The following is a 14,097-nucleotide window of genomic DNA, read 5'->3' on the forward strand; positions in this document are numbered from 1 at the left end:
GGTTAAAAGAAAGTGAACAATATACTGTCTGAAGAAGTCCTAAATGTGACTGATTTCACAACCTCACGCCAGTTGACTCTCTGGAAACGCGAGGATTTGCAGTCCCCCCAACTTGATGATGTTGCCGAGGAAGTGCCAGTGGCACTGGTGTATAACGGTATTTCGCATGTCGTTATGATGGCTTCTCCGAAAGATCTGACGCATTTTGCAATGGGGTTTTCTCTATCGGAAGGGATCATTGACAGCCCGCGTGAAATCTATGGCATGGACGTTGTACCGTCCTGTAACGGACTTGAAGTGCGGATTGATCTTTCCAGCCGTCGATTTATGGGGCTGAAAGCGCGTCGTCGCGCGCTGGCCGGACGCACCGGTTGCGGCGTATGTGGCGTGGAACAGCTCAATGACATCGGTAAGCCGGTGCAACCGCTGCCGTTTAGCCAAACGTTTAATCTCGGTAACCTTGATCGCGCGTTAAAACATCTGAATGATTTTCAACCGACGGGTAAGCTGACGGGTTGTACGCACGCTGCGGCGTGGGTCATGCCGTCGGGTGAACTGGCGGGGGGCCATGAAGATGTCGGACGCCACGTTGCGCTGGATAAATTGCTCGGTCGCCGCGCCACAGAGGGTGAGGAATGGCGGCAAGGCGCGGCGCTGGTTTCCAGTCGCGCGAGTTACGAAATGGTGCAGAAGTCGGCGATGTGCGGTGTGGAAATTTTGTTTGCGGTTTCTGCTGCCACCACGCTCGCGGTTGACGTCGCTGAACGGTGTAATCTTACGCTGGTGGGGTTCTGTAAGCCGGGTCGGGCGACGATTTATACCCATCCGCAGCGGTTAATCGCAGACTAAAATAGTACCCTCTACATTTGCGTAAAATATATATTATTAATTTAATATATATTTTATGTAGAATGATGGTGTATGAAATATATATTTTCTGGATTTTACAGCCTCTCTTAATAACGGAATGACGTATAGTGGCGAGGCCATATTTTCGTTAAAATAAGAGAACCCCAATGTAAATATACAAAAGGCAATTAAATGAAAAGGAATTTATTATCCTCAGCGATAATCATTGCGCTAATGACCCTGGGCGCAACAGGATGTGATGACAATAATGTTAAAACCGAGGCGACTCCGGCCGCCAGCGGTCAGCCTGCGACGCCAGCGCCTTCTCAGGCGCCGCGCAATCTGGCGAAAGTCCAGCGCAGCCCCCAGCAGCGAAGCCAGAAACGGCAACTCAGACCCCGGCGGCGAAGCCAGAAACGCCAGCTCAGCCGGAGGTTGACGCTGAAGAAGTTTATAGTGAAAAAATGGATGTCTATATCGATTGTTTTAATAAACTTCAATTGCCCGTTCAGCACAGTCTGGCGCGTTACGCGGATTGGGTGAAAGACTTTAAAAAAGGTCCGACAGGGAAAGAGAGCCTGGTTTATGGCATCTATGGTATTACGGAGTCTTACATAACGAATTGCCAGAAAGAGATGAAACAGGTGGCCGCCTTAACGCCATTACTTGAGCCTATTGATGGCGTTGCCGTTAGCTATATTGATAGCGCCGCCGCGCTGGGTAATACCATTAACGAAATGGAAAAATATTATACCCAGGAAAACTATAAAGATGATGCCTTTGCTAAAGGTAAGGCGCTGCATCAGACATTACTGAAGAATATCGAGGATTTTAAACCCGTCTCGGAAAAATATCATGAGGCTATTCAGGAGATAAATGACAGGCGGCAATTGACACAGTTGAAGAGAATAGAAGAAGCGGAAGGTAAAACATTTAACTATTATTCTCTGGCTGTCATGATCTCGGCAAAGCAGATCAACAAGGTTATTTCTGCCGATACCTTTGATGCCGAAGCGATGATGAAAAAAGTCGCGGAACTGGAAACAATGATTGCGCAATTGAAAGAAGTGAATACTGATGGCCGTAATTCTTCATTCATCAGCTCTGCGGCTGATTATCAGCTACAAGCTAAAAAATATATTCGTCGCATCAGAGACAATGTTGAGTATTCTGATTTTGAAAAGAAACGGGTGCAGGACCCTGCAACAGGATGGATGGTTGCGGATTCTTATCCGGCGTCGTTGAGAAGTTATAACGAGATGGTGGATGATTATAACCGCCTGCGTTGAGTGACGGCACATTAACTGCGTGCAGGCTGGCGCAAGTGCCTATAAAATTACGCTATAACGCCAATAAAAAGCGCCGATCAGGCGCTTTTTTCGTCCATGTATTCTTCGTCAGGCAATATCCGTAAAAATAGCCGACGTAAACATTAACTAAAGAGAGTTATTAGAAAAACCAGTAATCTGAAGCTATCACAAGATGTTGACGTCACGTTGGAAGACACTGGTAGTGTAATTGAGGATCGGCATTTATATGGAAAGCATTTATCCCGCCTGATGCGAAAATTCTGGGCCTCTTCAGCATAGGGCGGCCCAGCCTTCATCACTTATAGGGTGTCACGCCCAACTGTTCTGTAAGACGTTAATTAATACCCGCCAGCCGCAGCAGTGCTGTCACCAGCGCGGCGGCGATAATCACCACAATAAGCGGCATTTTACGCCAGGCTAAAAATACGGCGAAGCCAACCCCAAGAACGCGCGCCATTCCGGCAAAATGTTCGCCTTCGTAAAAGGTGGTTGCCAGCGCGACGGAGAATAGCAGCACCGTTGCCGCATCCGAGAGCAGCGCCTGTGAACGCTCAGACAGCGCCAGACGGCTGCCAAGTTTCGCGCCGCCGAGGCGCATCAAATAGGTTCCCGCAGACAGAAGAGCAATACCGATAATAAATAGCGTCATATTGCCCATTATTTTTTCCTCGCCAGTAGGCCAAGCAGCGAAAGCAACACCGGCAATCCGGCCGCCACAAAGGGAACGGCGGCAAGCGACAGCGCGGCGCCGCTGCAACCACGAATCAATGTGGTGCGGTTTTTAAACTCCGGGATCACCAGCGCCAGTAAGATTGCCGGGAATACGGCATCCAGACCGATGGTTTCTGGGGCTGGGAGCAGTTTGCCGACACCTGCGCCAATCAGTGTGCCAATCGGCCAGAATAGGGCGACGCCCAGACCGCATAGCCAGTAGGCGGCTTTACGTTGTTCGGGTGTTTTTTGCGACAGGCCGAACACCACGCTCTCATCATTCATGATATGGCAGCCGAAAAAGCTGGCGGCGCGGGAGCCAACCAAATCGCGCACCGTTACGCCAAACGGCACGTGGCGCGCATTCACCAGCAGTCCTGCCGCCGCCGCCGCTAACGGATTGCCGCCGCTGGCAACAATGCCGATAAACATAAATTCGGACGCGCCCGCCAGTACAAAAATAGAGAGGACAAACGGCACCCACAGTGGGAAGCCGTAGGCCATCGCCAGTGAGCCATAGGACATGCCGACGACGCCCACGGCCAGGCACACTAAAAATATCGCTTTTATCGTGTCTCCCTTGAGACAGGAAAAATAGTGTTTCATCTTCTTTAGTCATATCGAACGAATTTTCATTATAATGAACGGAACAGATTTGCTTTACAAGACGAACATTTCGTTCGTTATAGTGAACGTTGGATGCTTTATGACACAACCTATTAGCGTCATTGCCAGAAGCCTGGTGCGCGAACGCCAGCGAACCGGACTGTCGCTGGCGGAGATTGCGCGGCGCGCAGGCATCGCTAAATCTACGCTTTCACAACTGGAAGCAGGGAACGGCAACCCCAGCCTGGAGACGTTATGGTCGCTATGCGTCGCGCTCGACATTCCCTTTGCCAGGCTGCTGGAGCCGCAGGTACAAAAAACGCAAGTGATTCGCCGCGGAGAAGGCACCAAAGTCGTGGCGGAGCAGGCGCATTATCAGGCGATATTACTGGCGGCGTGTCCGCCCGGCGCGCGGCGTGATATCTATCTGCTGTTGACGCAGCCGGGGGCCGACCGGATCTCTCACCCGCATCCGCCGGGGTCGGTGGAACATATTATTGTTACGCAGGGAAAAGCCCTCGTCGGCTTAACCGAGGCGCCGGAAGAGCTGGCGGAGGGCGATTACATTTGTTATCCCGGCGACCAGGCGCATATCTTTAAAGCGCTGGAACCGGATACTCAGGCTATCCTGGTAGCGGAGCAGAATTGAAATTGCCGGATGGCGGCGTAACCGCCTTATCCGGCCGACAAAAAATAAAACCGTAGGCCCGGTAAGCTTGCGCCACCGGGCACACGACTTACTGCAGATAGAACACCTCTTTTAGCTCTGCGCTGACCGGGCTGTTATCCGGATTCGCGGGCATAACGTCACGCATATGTTTCCACCAACGCTGGCAAACGTCGGTGCTGGCAACGGCGTTCCAGCGTTCCTCGGATTCAATCTCAACGGTGGCGAACAGCAGATTGCGCTCCTGATCGAGATAAATCGCGTAGTGATGCGCGCCGTGAGATTTTAATACGGCTTCCAGCTCCGGCCAGATTGGGTTATGACGACGCTGATACTCCTCGTGCGCGTCGGCATTTACCTGCATCACAAAGGCTTTGCGGATCATAACGCCTCCAGGTACAGCTCGCGAACTTCATCGCGGCTGGCGGTGCGCGGGTTACACGGCGCGCACGGGTCGGCGAGGGCTTTATCCAGCCAGCCTTCGATATCTTCTTTTGTGACGCCCAACGTGCTGAAACCGTCTGGAATGCCGACGCGTTTGCTCAGCGTACGGATAGCGTTAATCGCTTCCTGACTTGCGGCTTCGTCAGACATACCGCGCGTCTCCACGCCCATCGCCTGTGCGATGCGGGCAAAACGCGCGACGGCGTTCGGACGGTTAAAGTTCTCGACAATTGGCAGCAGGATAGCGTTGCAGACGCCGTGCGGCAGATTGTGGGTTGCGCCCGGCTGGTGCGCCAGCGCGTGAACCAGCCCCAAACCGGCGCTGTTGAACGCCATACCTGCCAGGTACTGGCCGAATGCCATTTGCTCACGGGCTTCGAGGTTATGGCCATCGTCAACCGCTTTCGGTAGCCACAAATTGATTAAGCGAATCGCTTCCAGCGCGTTAGCGTCGGTGAGCGGATGCGCGCCAACGGAGACATAGGCTTCCACCGCATGGGTCAGGGCATCCATGCCGGTTGCGGCGGTCACAGACGCCGGGATTTCCAGCATGACGCTGGCGTCATCCACGGCAATATCCGGGATGATATTCGGGTCGATGATCACCTCTTTGACCTTACGGGCAGAGTCGATAATCACCGCGTTGCTGGTCATCTCTGCCGCGGTACCTGCCGTAGTATTAATCGCTACCAGCGGTACGCCGGCGTTTTTCACTTTGCCGACGCCGGAGTAGGCGGTAGATGGACCTGGGTTGGCGGTCAGAATTTTCACCGCTTTAGCGGTATCGATCGGGCTGCCGCCGCCGAAGGCGATAATGTAGTCACATTCTGCGCTCTGATACGCCGCAAAACCTTTCTGCACCAGCTCTTCTGTCGGGTTTGGGAACACCTCATCAAACAGGTGGTAAGACATTTGATGTTCATCCAGTGCGCTAAACAGGCTATCCAGCAGGCCCAGCTTTACCAGTTGACCATCGGTAACGATCAGCGCTTTGCCCCATTGCTTATTCGCCACGAGGTTCACCATATCGGCAATCGCTCCAGCGCCATGCAGGCTAATTTTTGGCAGTGCCAACATAAAGCTCATCACTATTCTCCTTAAAAAGATTCCCTGTTGCCCGATGGCGCTACGCTTATCGGGCCTACGGTAAAATGCGCACCGACCTGTAGGCCGGATAAGGCAAGCTGCATCCGGCGTTGAGTTGGGAGGTATCAGTACAGCGCTACGGCGCTGGCCAGCGGTGTCACGCCAAAACGTTTGCCGAGGGCGACCAGTTCTTCGCGCGTGATGGTCTGCTTCATACCGCCCATCGAATAGATTTTGACTAATACCTCAGCGGATTTCTCTGCGGTATCTATCAAACCGAAGGTTTCATCCAGCGTAGGTCCGCTTCCGAACACGCCGTGGAACGGCCACAGCACCAGCGAATGTTTCTGCATCTCTTGCGCGGTGGCCTGGCCGATTTCATCGGTGCCTGGCACCATCCACGGCAGAATGCCGACACCGTCCGGGAATACCACCAGGCATTCGGTGCTGCCTTCCCACAGTTTGCGGGTGATCAGCGCAGTGTTGTTTTCCAGTACGTAGGTGAGGGCGATCAGGTTAGTCGCATGGCAATGCATAATGACGCGGTCTTTGCCGTGGGTGGCTTTGATGCGTTCGCAGTGGGAGAGGAAATGCGCCGGGAGTTCAGAGGTGGGGACCGCGTCGTGGGTTAAGCCCCACAGAATGTGGTAGCCTGCGCCGTCGCTGTCGATTTTGACCACGCCTAAATTGGCTGCCGGATCGAGCTGAACGTTGCGGAAGAATTTGCCGGAACCGGTAACGATAAACGGCGTATTCGCCAGCAGCGGCATGGGTTGACTTAGCGCGATATAGCGCGGTTTTTCGTGGAAATTAGCCGCAAAAGGCGCGATGTCGGCTTCATCCAGACGTAGCGTCAGGTTACCGCCATTACGTTCGTCCCACCCTTTCAGCCACGCATCAGACGTGGCTTTAATCATGCCCTGGACAAACCAGGAATCGGTAATATTTTGCATGTTCGTGTTCCCATTTATTGCCCGAAGGTTATTCGGGTCTTACGTAGGCCGGATAAGCGCAGCGCCATCCGGCAATCGTGTTTCATTTATTGCCGGATGGCGACGCGGGCGTCTTATCCGGCCTACAGATCAGGTGTCGCTGTCAGCTACGTTTGCTCAGGATCTCTTTTTCGTAGGTGCGAACGCTGTCCAGCCACTGGCTGCCAGTCGGCGTGTCGTGACGCTGGCAATACATTTCCCAGACGGCCTGCCACGGCAGAGATTTCTGCTCTTCCAGCAGCGCCAGACGCGCGGTGTAATCGCCGCTGGCCTCAAGCTGACGCAGTTGATCTGTGGGTTCCAGCAGAGCGCGCAGCAGCGCTTTTTTCATGTTGCGGGTACCGATAACCCACGCGGCTACACGGTTGATAGAGGCGTCGAAGAAATCCAGACCGATATGCACACGGTCGAACAGGTTATGACGGACGATCTCGCTGGCAATCGCCTGAGTTTCATCGTCCAGGAGTACCACGTGGTCGCTATCCCAGCGTACCGGGCGGCTGACGTGCAGCAGCAGCCGTGGCACGTAGAGCATGGCGGCGGAAATTTTGTCGGAAATCACTTCAGTGGGATGGAAGTGGCCCGCATCCAGGCACAGCGCGGTCTGACGGCTGGTGGCGTAGCCCATGTAGAACTCATTGGAGCCGACGGTGTAGCTTTCCGCGCCGATGCCAAACAGTTTGCTTTCGACGGCGTCGATGTGGTGCGCCGGGTCGAATTTCTCGCTAATGACCTCATCCAGCGCTTCCAGCAGGCGCTGGCGCGGAGCTAAACGGTCGACGGTAATGTCTTTCATGCCGTCCGGGATCCAGATGTTCATCACCGACGGCGTACCGAGCTGCTCACCAAAGTATGCCGAGACGCGGCGGCTGGCCTTGCAGTGATCGATCCAGAACTGGCGAATTTTCGCGTCGGGATGAGAGAGGGTAAAACCGTCAGCGCTCAGTGGATGAGAAAAACAGGTGGGGTTGAAATCCAGCCCCAGCCGGTTCGCTTTCGCCCACTCCACCCAGTTTTTAAAATGCTCCGGTTTGATCTGGTCGCGAGCAACCGGCGTATCCGACTCAAGATAAATGGCGTGCAGGTTCAGCCGTTTTGGGCCAGGGATCAGACGCAGCGCCTGCTCCAGATCGGCGCGCAGTTCGGTGGCGTTACGCGCTTTGCCCGGATAGTTGCCGGTTGACTGAATTCCGCCCGTCAACGAACCTTCCGGGTTCTCGAATCCGGCAACATCGTCGCCCTGCCAGCAGTGCATGGAAACCGGCAGGCGATCGAGCTGGCGCAGCGCCTCCTCGACATCAATACCTACTGCGGCGAAACGTTGTTTTGCCAGTTCCCAGGCTTGTTCCAGTTGAGTGGTCATGCGCAAAGCTCCTTTGTCTGTCGTTTGGGTTGAAACTGCGCAACGTGGCGGGCAATTTCACTATCAGGATTAGGGATATAGGTTGTCAGGTCGTAGTTAGCGCTGACGACCTGACGGAAGTCATCGACGTTGTTTAATTCGTCGAGGGTCATAAGCTGAATACCAATATTGCCAAGGGTGGAGGCTTCAACCGGCCCGGCCATCACGCGAATACCACATGCATCGGCGCACAACTGGTTAAGTAGCGCGTTTTGGCATCCGCCGCCGACAATATGCAGTTGGGTAAATTTTTCGCCGCGCAGATTTGCCAGTTCGTGCAGAATGTCGGCATACAACAGCGCCAGACTGTCGAAAATGCAGCGCGCCAGTTCGGCATCGCTGACGGGAACGGGCTGGTCGGTCTCGCGACAGGCTGCCTGGATTTCAGCGCGCATATCGTCAGGATTGATAAAGCGATCGTCATTCGGGTTAATCAGGAAACGGCAGGCCGGCAGCGCTTCTGTTTGGGCGATAAGCGCAGGCAGATCGGTAATGCGCCGTTCTTTCAGCACACGCTGGAGCAGCCACAAACCCATAATGTTTTTCAGTACCCGATAACGCCCTTCCGCGCCGCCTTCGTTGGTGATATTGGCAGCCAGCGCCTCGTCAGTGGTGTAGGGCATTTTGCTTTCAAAACCCATCAACGACCAGGTGCCTGAAGACAGGTAAGCGCTATGTTTATTTGCCAGCGGAGAGGCAATAACGGCGCTGGCGGTATCGTGGCTGGCGACGGCTACCACCGGAATACGGTTGCCCTGCGGGCAAATCCAGTCGCCGATAACATTGCCAGGGTGCGAGGGGCGGCCGAACCAGCCCTTTTTCGCGCCAGTCCACGCCAGCAGGGTATCGTCCCAGTCATCGGTATTGATATTGACCAATTGGGTGGTCGTGGCGTTGGTGTATTCCCAGTTCATTTCACCGGTCAGGCGGTAGCTGAAATAATCGGGCATCAGCAGCGCATGAGCGACCTGCGCCGTTAACTCAGGCTGTTGCTTCGTCAGCGCGCGTAACTGATAGATGGTGTTAAACGGCAGAAACTGAATCCCGCTGCGGCGATAGATTTCGCTTTTGCCGATCTGGACCAGCGCTTGCGACATGATGCCCGTGGTACGGTTATCGCGGTAGGATACCGGCAGGCCGACACGCTGACCTTGTTTATCCAGCAGGACATAATCGACGCCCCAGGTGTCGATGCCGATGCTGTCGATAAGAATGCCTTCATTGCAGACTTTCTTCAGACCAAGACGGATATCCTTTTCCAGACTGTCGATGTCCCAGGTGTCAAACCCGTCTGTTTTTTGTAGGCAGTTCACAAAACGGTGAATTTCACGTAGCGTCAGGGTACGGTGTTTGCTGTCGTAACGCGCCAGCATCACGCGCCCGCTGGATGCGCCGAGATCAACCGCGACACAATGGCGAAAAGTCATAATCAGGTCCTTCTTAGAGTCATTGCGCACAGTCTAAAAAAGCCCTCAAAGACCTACCTTCTCGTTACTGACAGGAAAATGAGCCGCTGGCAACAAGGCAAAGATGAACGTGATAGCGTTCACAGTTTCTACTAATAGGCCGGTGTGATGTCGTCCGCATTTCCCGCTTTTTCCCGCCTTTTCTTGAAAAAAAGACCATGTTTGCGCGCTTTAGCGTCAAAAATTTAAGGTGAGGCCGATAGCCCTTAATTACTATTCGGACATGTTGAATTCAGGAGGAAGCAACCATGACCGTACTGCATAGCGTGGATTTTTTTCCATCAGGTAAAGCGCCCGTGGCGATTGAACCCCGTCTGCCGCAAGCCGCTTTCCCTGAACATCATCATGATTTTCATGAAATCGTGATTGTGGAACACGGTACGGGCATTCATGTATTCAACGGGCAGCCGTATACCATCAGCGGCGGTACCGTGTGTTTTGTTCGCGATCACGACCGGCATTTATATGAACATACCGACAACCTATGCCTGACGAATGTACTGTGGCGTTCGCCGGACGCTTTCCAATTCCTGGCGGGGCTGGATCAATTGCTGCCGCAGGAGCAGGATGGTTACTATCCTTCGCACTGGCGGGTGAATCAGAGTGTGTTGCAGCAGGTGCGCCAGTTGGTCGGTCTGATGGAGCGCGCCGGAGACAGCATGGATGCGCCTGCCGTGGCGAATCGCGAAATTTTGTTTATGCAACTACTGGTGTTGTTGCGCCGCAGTAGCCTGATGGAAGGCGCAACCAATAACGACGCCAAACTCAACCAACTGATGGCATGGCTGGAAGAACATTTTGCGGAGGAGGTCTGCTGGGAGGCGGTAGCTGAACAGTTTTCGCTGTCGCTACGCACGCTGCATCGTCAGCTTAAACAGCATACCGGGCTGACGCCGCAACGTTACCTTAATCGCCTGCGTTTGATCAAAGCCCGGCATTTATTACGCCATAGCGATCATAGCGTGACAGAAATCGCGTACCGCTGCGGTTTTGGCGACAGTAACCACTTTTCGACTCTGTTTCGCCGAGAATTTAACTGGTCGCCGCGGGATATCCGTCAGGGACGCGATGCGATAATCCAGTAACGCGAACGCTATCAACGTTTTCGTCGCCAATATGCTGATAATTATACCCTTTAATACCGGATGGCGGCTGCGCCTTACCTGGCCTACGGCGGCGAGCGGTAGACAGAATAAGCGTAGCGCCATCCGGCAAGCATTCAACATGAGGTGCTGCGGTGGCAAATCAGTTAATCCTTTTGAAAAAAGATTTTTTTACTGATGAGCAGCAGGCCGTTACGGTTGCCGATCGCTATCCACAGGATGTTTTTGCGGAACATACGCATGAGTTTTGTGAACTGGTGATGGTCTGGCGGGGCAATGGCCTACACGTTCTTAATGAGCGCCCATACAGAATTACCCGCGGCGATCTGTTTTACATTCGTGCTGAAGACAAACACTCCTATACCTCCGTTAACGATCTGGTGCTGCAAAATATCATTTACTGCCCGGAGCGTTTGAAACTCAATGTAAACTGGCAGGCGATGATTCCCGGCTTTCAGGGAGCGCAGTGGCATCCTCACTGGCGGCTGGGCAGTATGGGAATGAATCAGGCGCGGCAGGTCATTAACCAGCTTGAACATGAGAGTAATGGGCGCGATCCGCTGGCGAATGAGATGGCGGAATTGCTGTTTGGTCAACTGGTGATGACGTTAAAACGGCATCGCTACGCGACCGACGATCTTCCGGCAACCTCCAGAGAAACCCTGTTGGATAAATTAATTACCGCTTTGGCTAATAGCCTTGAGCGTCCCTTTGCGCTGGATGCGTTTTGCCAGCAGGAACAATGCAGCGAACGGGTGCTGCGGCAGCAGTTTCGCGCCCAAACCGGGATGACGATTAATCAATATTTACGCCAGGTCCGTATTTGCCACGCGCAGTATCTGCTTCAGCATAGCCCGCTGATGATTAGTGAGATTTCGATGCAGTGCGGTTTTGAAGATAGTAATTATTTTTCAGTGGTGTTCACGCGGGAAACCGGGATGACGCCGAGCCAATGGCGCCATCTCAGTAATCAAAGCGATTAACTGGCCATGCCTAAACCGACAATATTCGCCGCGATAATAATTACCACGCAGCCGAGGCTTAATACGGCAACGGGACGGCGGCCAGCATTTTTCCACTCTTTTAGCACCAGACCGACAAGCCCCCCGCACAGCACATAGAAGCTCATGTGCAGCATCCAGCTCATGTAGTCATATTGCGCTGGAATGCGCGCGTGACCCCAGGCATAGAAAAAGAACTGCAAATACCACATCAGACCGCCAAGCGCGGACAGCAGAATATTGCTGATAATCAACGGTCTTGCCAGCGAGAAGTCGGCTTTTATCGACAGATTTTGTACTTTTGCTAGGCGGATAAAACAGAAACCGAGGTTAACCAGCGCGCCGCCGCCCATAATCACCACGTAACTCGGCAGCGCGACATAGAGCGGGTCAACGCCAAGCGCGGCAGCAGCTTCATGCATCGGTTTCGCGGCGTTCATGGCAAAAGACATCCCCGCCGAGAAAATACCGCACATCACTGCCAGCAGAAGCCCTTTCTTCAGATTGAACTCCTCCGCTTTAATGCCCATTTTGCGTTCTTTTAACTGTCCGGCGCGCGTCACAATCCCGACGCCGATCAGCGCGACAAAAACGCCAAGTAGCGTCATGCGTCCCCCTTCGGTATGGATTAACACATCGAAGTTACCGTTGATGATAGGCGTCATCAGCGTGCCGACGATAAGCGTAATGCCAATAGCGATGCCGATACCCATCGACATCCCGAGATAACGCATAGTCAGACCGTAGTTAATATTGCCGATGCCCCACATGGCGCCGAACAGAAAAACCGGTAAAAGGGTGGAGAGGTTAAACTGTCCATAATAGGCCCAGAAATCAGGCAGTAACAGAGCGCTAATTGTCCACGGCAGAATAAGCCAGGAGACGATGCCGCCCACTGACCACATGGTTTCCCATGACCACTGTTTCACTTGCTTGAACGGAGCATAGAAGCAGGCTGCACTGGCCGCCCCTATCAAATGCCAGAAAATACCCATCGTAATCGCGTTACTCATGACATGTTCCTCATTATTTTTTATGGACGGGATACCCCTTCCGTTTGCATGAGTTTAAAAATTACGCCGCCTGGTAACCTTATAACGATTGCCGCCGTTGGGTGTATTCTGGCAATCAGCACGTTAATGAAGTGATTAACTTCACGTTTTAAAAAAGTCGGAGCGCATCATGACCGTCTGGATGTTATTTAAATCAGTGGGTAATATTGGTTTTCTAAAATACCTTCATCATAACGACACGAAACGACTTAGCTGGCAGCAATGCAAAGAAAACGCTGCGTGAGCTCACATAATGGGAATAGTCTGACTTACCGTTTGATAAAAAGGTAGTTATACAGTAATTATTTAGTTGTTTTATTTGTATTTACAATTTAAATATATTGAAATTAACGTTAGGAATCAATGAAATATAAATATAGGGAAATCCCTATATTGGCTTTGTTGATGGTGTTTTGATTTTTATGTTATATGGCGAATATAAATTTCATTTATTTTATTTTGCTTTTTGAACATTATCCCAATTTTAAATTAAAGATCTTTGCCTATATTGTCGCCATTCACATTGCGTATTATGGTTGTAACGGCCTGACATAAAACAACGTTTTAATTTTAAATTAAATGGATTCTGTTATGAGAAAATCTCTTTTCTTACTATTACCTCTTGTTGTAACAAATGCGCATGCAGTATATGTCGATGTTCGTCATGAATATCTTGATGACAGTAAAGCTAACTATGACCGTGCGTATATTTCTCATCGGTTTGCGAATGGTTTTGGTTTTGCGATAGAAGCTATCTCAAAATCAGGCGGGGATGACACCAATAAAGCGTTTAATGACCTGGAAACACAGGGCAACGAATATACGATAAGCTACCAATTTAAAACCGGTGATGTCGCCTGGCAACCGGGTTTTGTGCTGGAAACCGGCAATGGTTACTCTACCTATAAGCCTTACTTCCGCGCGACGTGGACATTAAATGAAAGCTGGTGGGTTGGTGCGCGCTATCGTTTTGAATATGTACGCCGTTCTTCTGATATCCGTGATGATGATACCATCAATCGTATGGATGTCTGGGCGGGTTATAAATGGAACAACTTTGACTGGACAATCGAAGGAATTTATAAGAAAGCTGATAAATATGATCTTTACGATGGCGGCAAAGATAACTATGAATATAACTTCAGAACTGCCTATATTATTGATCAATGGTCGCCATTCGTTGAGGTAGGTAATGTTTCCGTCAATAGCAACAGCGATGAAAGACAAACCCGTTTCCGCGTGGGTATAGGCTACACATTCTAATCATTATCCCTGTTTATTATTTATTCCCTTTTCCGGCTACTTTATAGGTAGCCGGTTTTTTTTACCTGGTGATGACCTGCGGATAATTATTATCGTGCGTTGGCCGGATAAGACGCGAATCGCCATCCGGCAACGAGATGTGCAG

The 14,097-nt window shown here is 51.9% G+C and carries 13 protein-coding genes and 1 pseudogene; 6 read left to right on the plus strand and 8 right to left on the minus strand.

What is annotated here, in order from left to right; all coding sequences use genetic code 11:
* Window positions 1–12: 12 nt before the first annotated feature.
* Both fdhD and ACLJRH_RS20350 read left to right on the plus strand, forming a co-directional pair.
* Window positions 13–849, plus strand: coding sequence for a formate dehydrogenase accessory sulfurtransferase FdhD (gene fdhD / locus ACLJRH_RS20345; protein WP_023137060.1), 837 nt, complete (start codon window positions 13–15; stop codon window positions 847–849).
* A gap of 192 nt (window positions 850–1,041) precedes the next feature.
* Window positions 1,042–2,138: pseudogene (locus ACLJRH_RS20350) on the plus strand (DUF3829 domain-containing protein).
* Window positions 2,139–2,493: 355 nt separating this feature from the next.
* Here the strand turns inward: ACLJRH_RS20350 and ACLJRH_RS20355 are convergent.
* Window positions 2,494–2,817: an AzlD domain-containing protein gene (locus ACLJRH_RS20355; protein ID WP_000527675.1), complete on the minus strand. Its 324-nt coding sequence runs from the start codon at window positions 2,815–2,817 to the stop codon at window positions 2,494–2,496.
* Window positions 2,817–3,476 (minus strand): AzlC family ABC transporter permease, encoded by a 660-nt coding sequence (locus tag ACLJRH_RS20360; protein WP_023137061.1) that lies wholly within the window; start codon window positions 3,474–3,476, stop codon window positions 2,817–2,819. The genes ACLJRH_RS20355 and ACLJRH_RS20360 overlap by 1 nt, the downstream gene beginning before the upstream one ends.
* Window positions 3,477–3,576: 100 nt before the next feature.
* On the opposite strand from ACLJRH_RS20360, the gene ACLJRH_RS20365 reads away from it, so the two are divergent.
* Complete coding sequence (locus tag ACLJRH_RS20365; RefSeq protein ID WP_001517951.1) at window positions 3,577–4,125, plus strand: helix-turn-helix domain-containing protein; 549 nt, start codon at window positions 3,577–3,579, stop codon at window positions 4,123–4,125.
* Between the two features lie 88 nt (window positions 4,126–4,213).
* Here ACLJRH_RS20365 and rhaM read toward each other — a convergent pair whose 3' ends face one another.
* The 5 genes from rhaM to rhaB form a co-directional block, all read right to left on the minus strand.
* Window positions 4,214–4,528, minus strand: a complete 315-nt coding sequence (gene rhaM / locus ACLJRH_RS20370) for an L-rhamnose mutarotase (protein WP_000619478.1) — start codon at window positions 4,526–4,528, stop codon at window positions 4,214–4,216.
* The gene (fucO, locus tag ACLJRH_RS20375; protein ID WP_000009247.1) at window positions 4,525–5,673 is read right to left on the minus strand and encodes a lactaldehyde reductase; all 1,149 of its coding nucleotides are present in this window, start codon (window positions 5,671–5,673) and stop codon (window positions 4,525–4,527) included. The genes rhaM and fucO overlap by 4 nt, the downstream gene beginning before the upstream one ends.
* Before the next feature lie 125 nt (window positions 5,674–5,798).
* Window positions 5,799–6,626: a rhamnulose-1-phosphate aldolase gene (rhaD, locus tag ACLJRH_RS20380; RefSeq protein WP_001179685.1), complete on the minus strand. Its 828-nt coding sequence runs from the start codon at window positions 6,624–6,626 to the stop codon at window positions 5,799–5,801.
* A gap of 142 nt (window positions 6,627–6,768) precedes the next feature.
* The gene (locus ACLJRH_RS20385) at window positions 6,769–8,028 is read right to left on the minus strand and encodes an L-rhamnose isomerase (RefSeq protein ID WP_000211472.1); all 1,260 of its coding nucleotides are present in this window, start codon (window positions 8,026–8,028) and stop codon (window positions 6,769–6,771) included.
* Window positions 8,025–9,494: a rhamnulokinase gene (gene rhaB / locus ACLJRH_RS20390; RefSeq protein ID WP_000143973.1), complete on the minus strand. Its 1,470-nt coding sequence runs from the start codon at window positions 9,492–9,494 to the stop codon at window positions 8,025–8,027. Before rhaB ends, ACLJRH_RS20385 begins: the two co-directional genes overlap by 4 nt.
* 287 nt (window positions 9,495–9,781) lie before the next feature.
* Between rhaB and rhaS the strand changes: the two genes are divergently transcribed.
* Both rhaS and rhaR read left to right on the plus strand, forming a co-directional pair.
* Window positions 9,782–10,618, plus strand: coding sequence for an HTH-type transcriptional activator RhaS (gene rhaS / locus ACLJRH_RS20395; RefSeq protein ID WP_000217116.1), 837 nt, complete (start codon window positions 9,782–9,784; stop codon window positions 10,616–10,618).
* A gap of 152 nt (window positions 10,619–10,770) precedes the next feature.
* The gene (rhaR, locus tag ACLJRH_RS20400) at window positions 10,771–11,619 is read left to right on the plus strand and encodes an HTH-type transcriptional activator RhaR (RefSeq protein WP_000013292.1); all 849 of its coding nucleotides are present in this window, start codon (window positions 10,771–10,773) and stop codon (window positions 11,617–11,619) included.
* On the opposite strand, the gene rhaT is transcribed toward rhaR, so the two are convergent.
* Complete coding sequence (gene rhaT / locus ACLJRH_RS20405) at window positions 11,616–12,650, minus strand: L-rhamnose/proton symporter RhaT (protein WP_000063541.1); 1,035 nt, start codon at window positions 12,648–12,650, stop codon at window positions 11,616–11,618. The two genes, rhaR and rhaT, sit on opposite strands and share 4 nt — an antisense overlap.
* A gap of 618 nt (window positions 12,651–13,268) precedes the next feature.
* Between rhaT and ACLJRH_RS20410 the strand changes: the two genes are divergently transcribed.
* The gene (locus ACLJRH_RS20410; protein ID WP_000378716.1) at window positions 13,269–13,952 is read left to right on the plus strand and encodes an oligogalacturonate-specific porin KdgM family protein; all 684 of its coding nucleotides are present in this window, start codon (window positions 13,269–13,271) and stop codon (window positions 13,950–13,952) included.
* Window positions 13,953–14,097: the final 145 nt, after the last annotated feature.

This window comes from Salmonella sp. SAL04162 (assembly GCF_046551535.1).
Lineage (GTDB): Bacteria > Pseudomonadota > Gammaproteobacteria > Enterobacterales > Enterobacteriaceae > Salmonella > Salmonella enterica.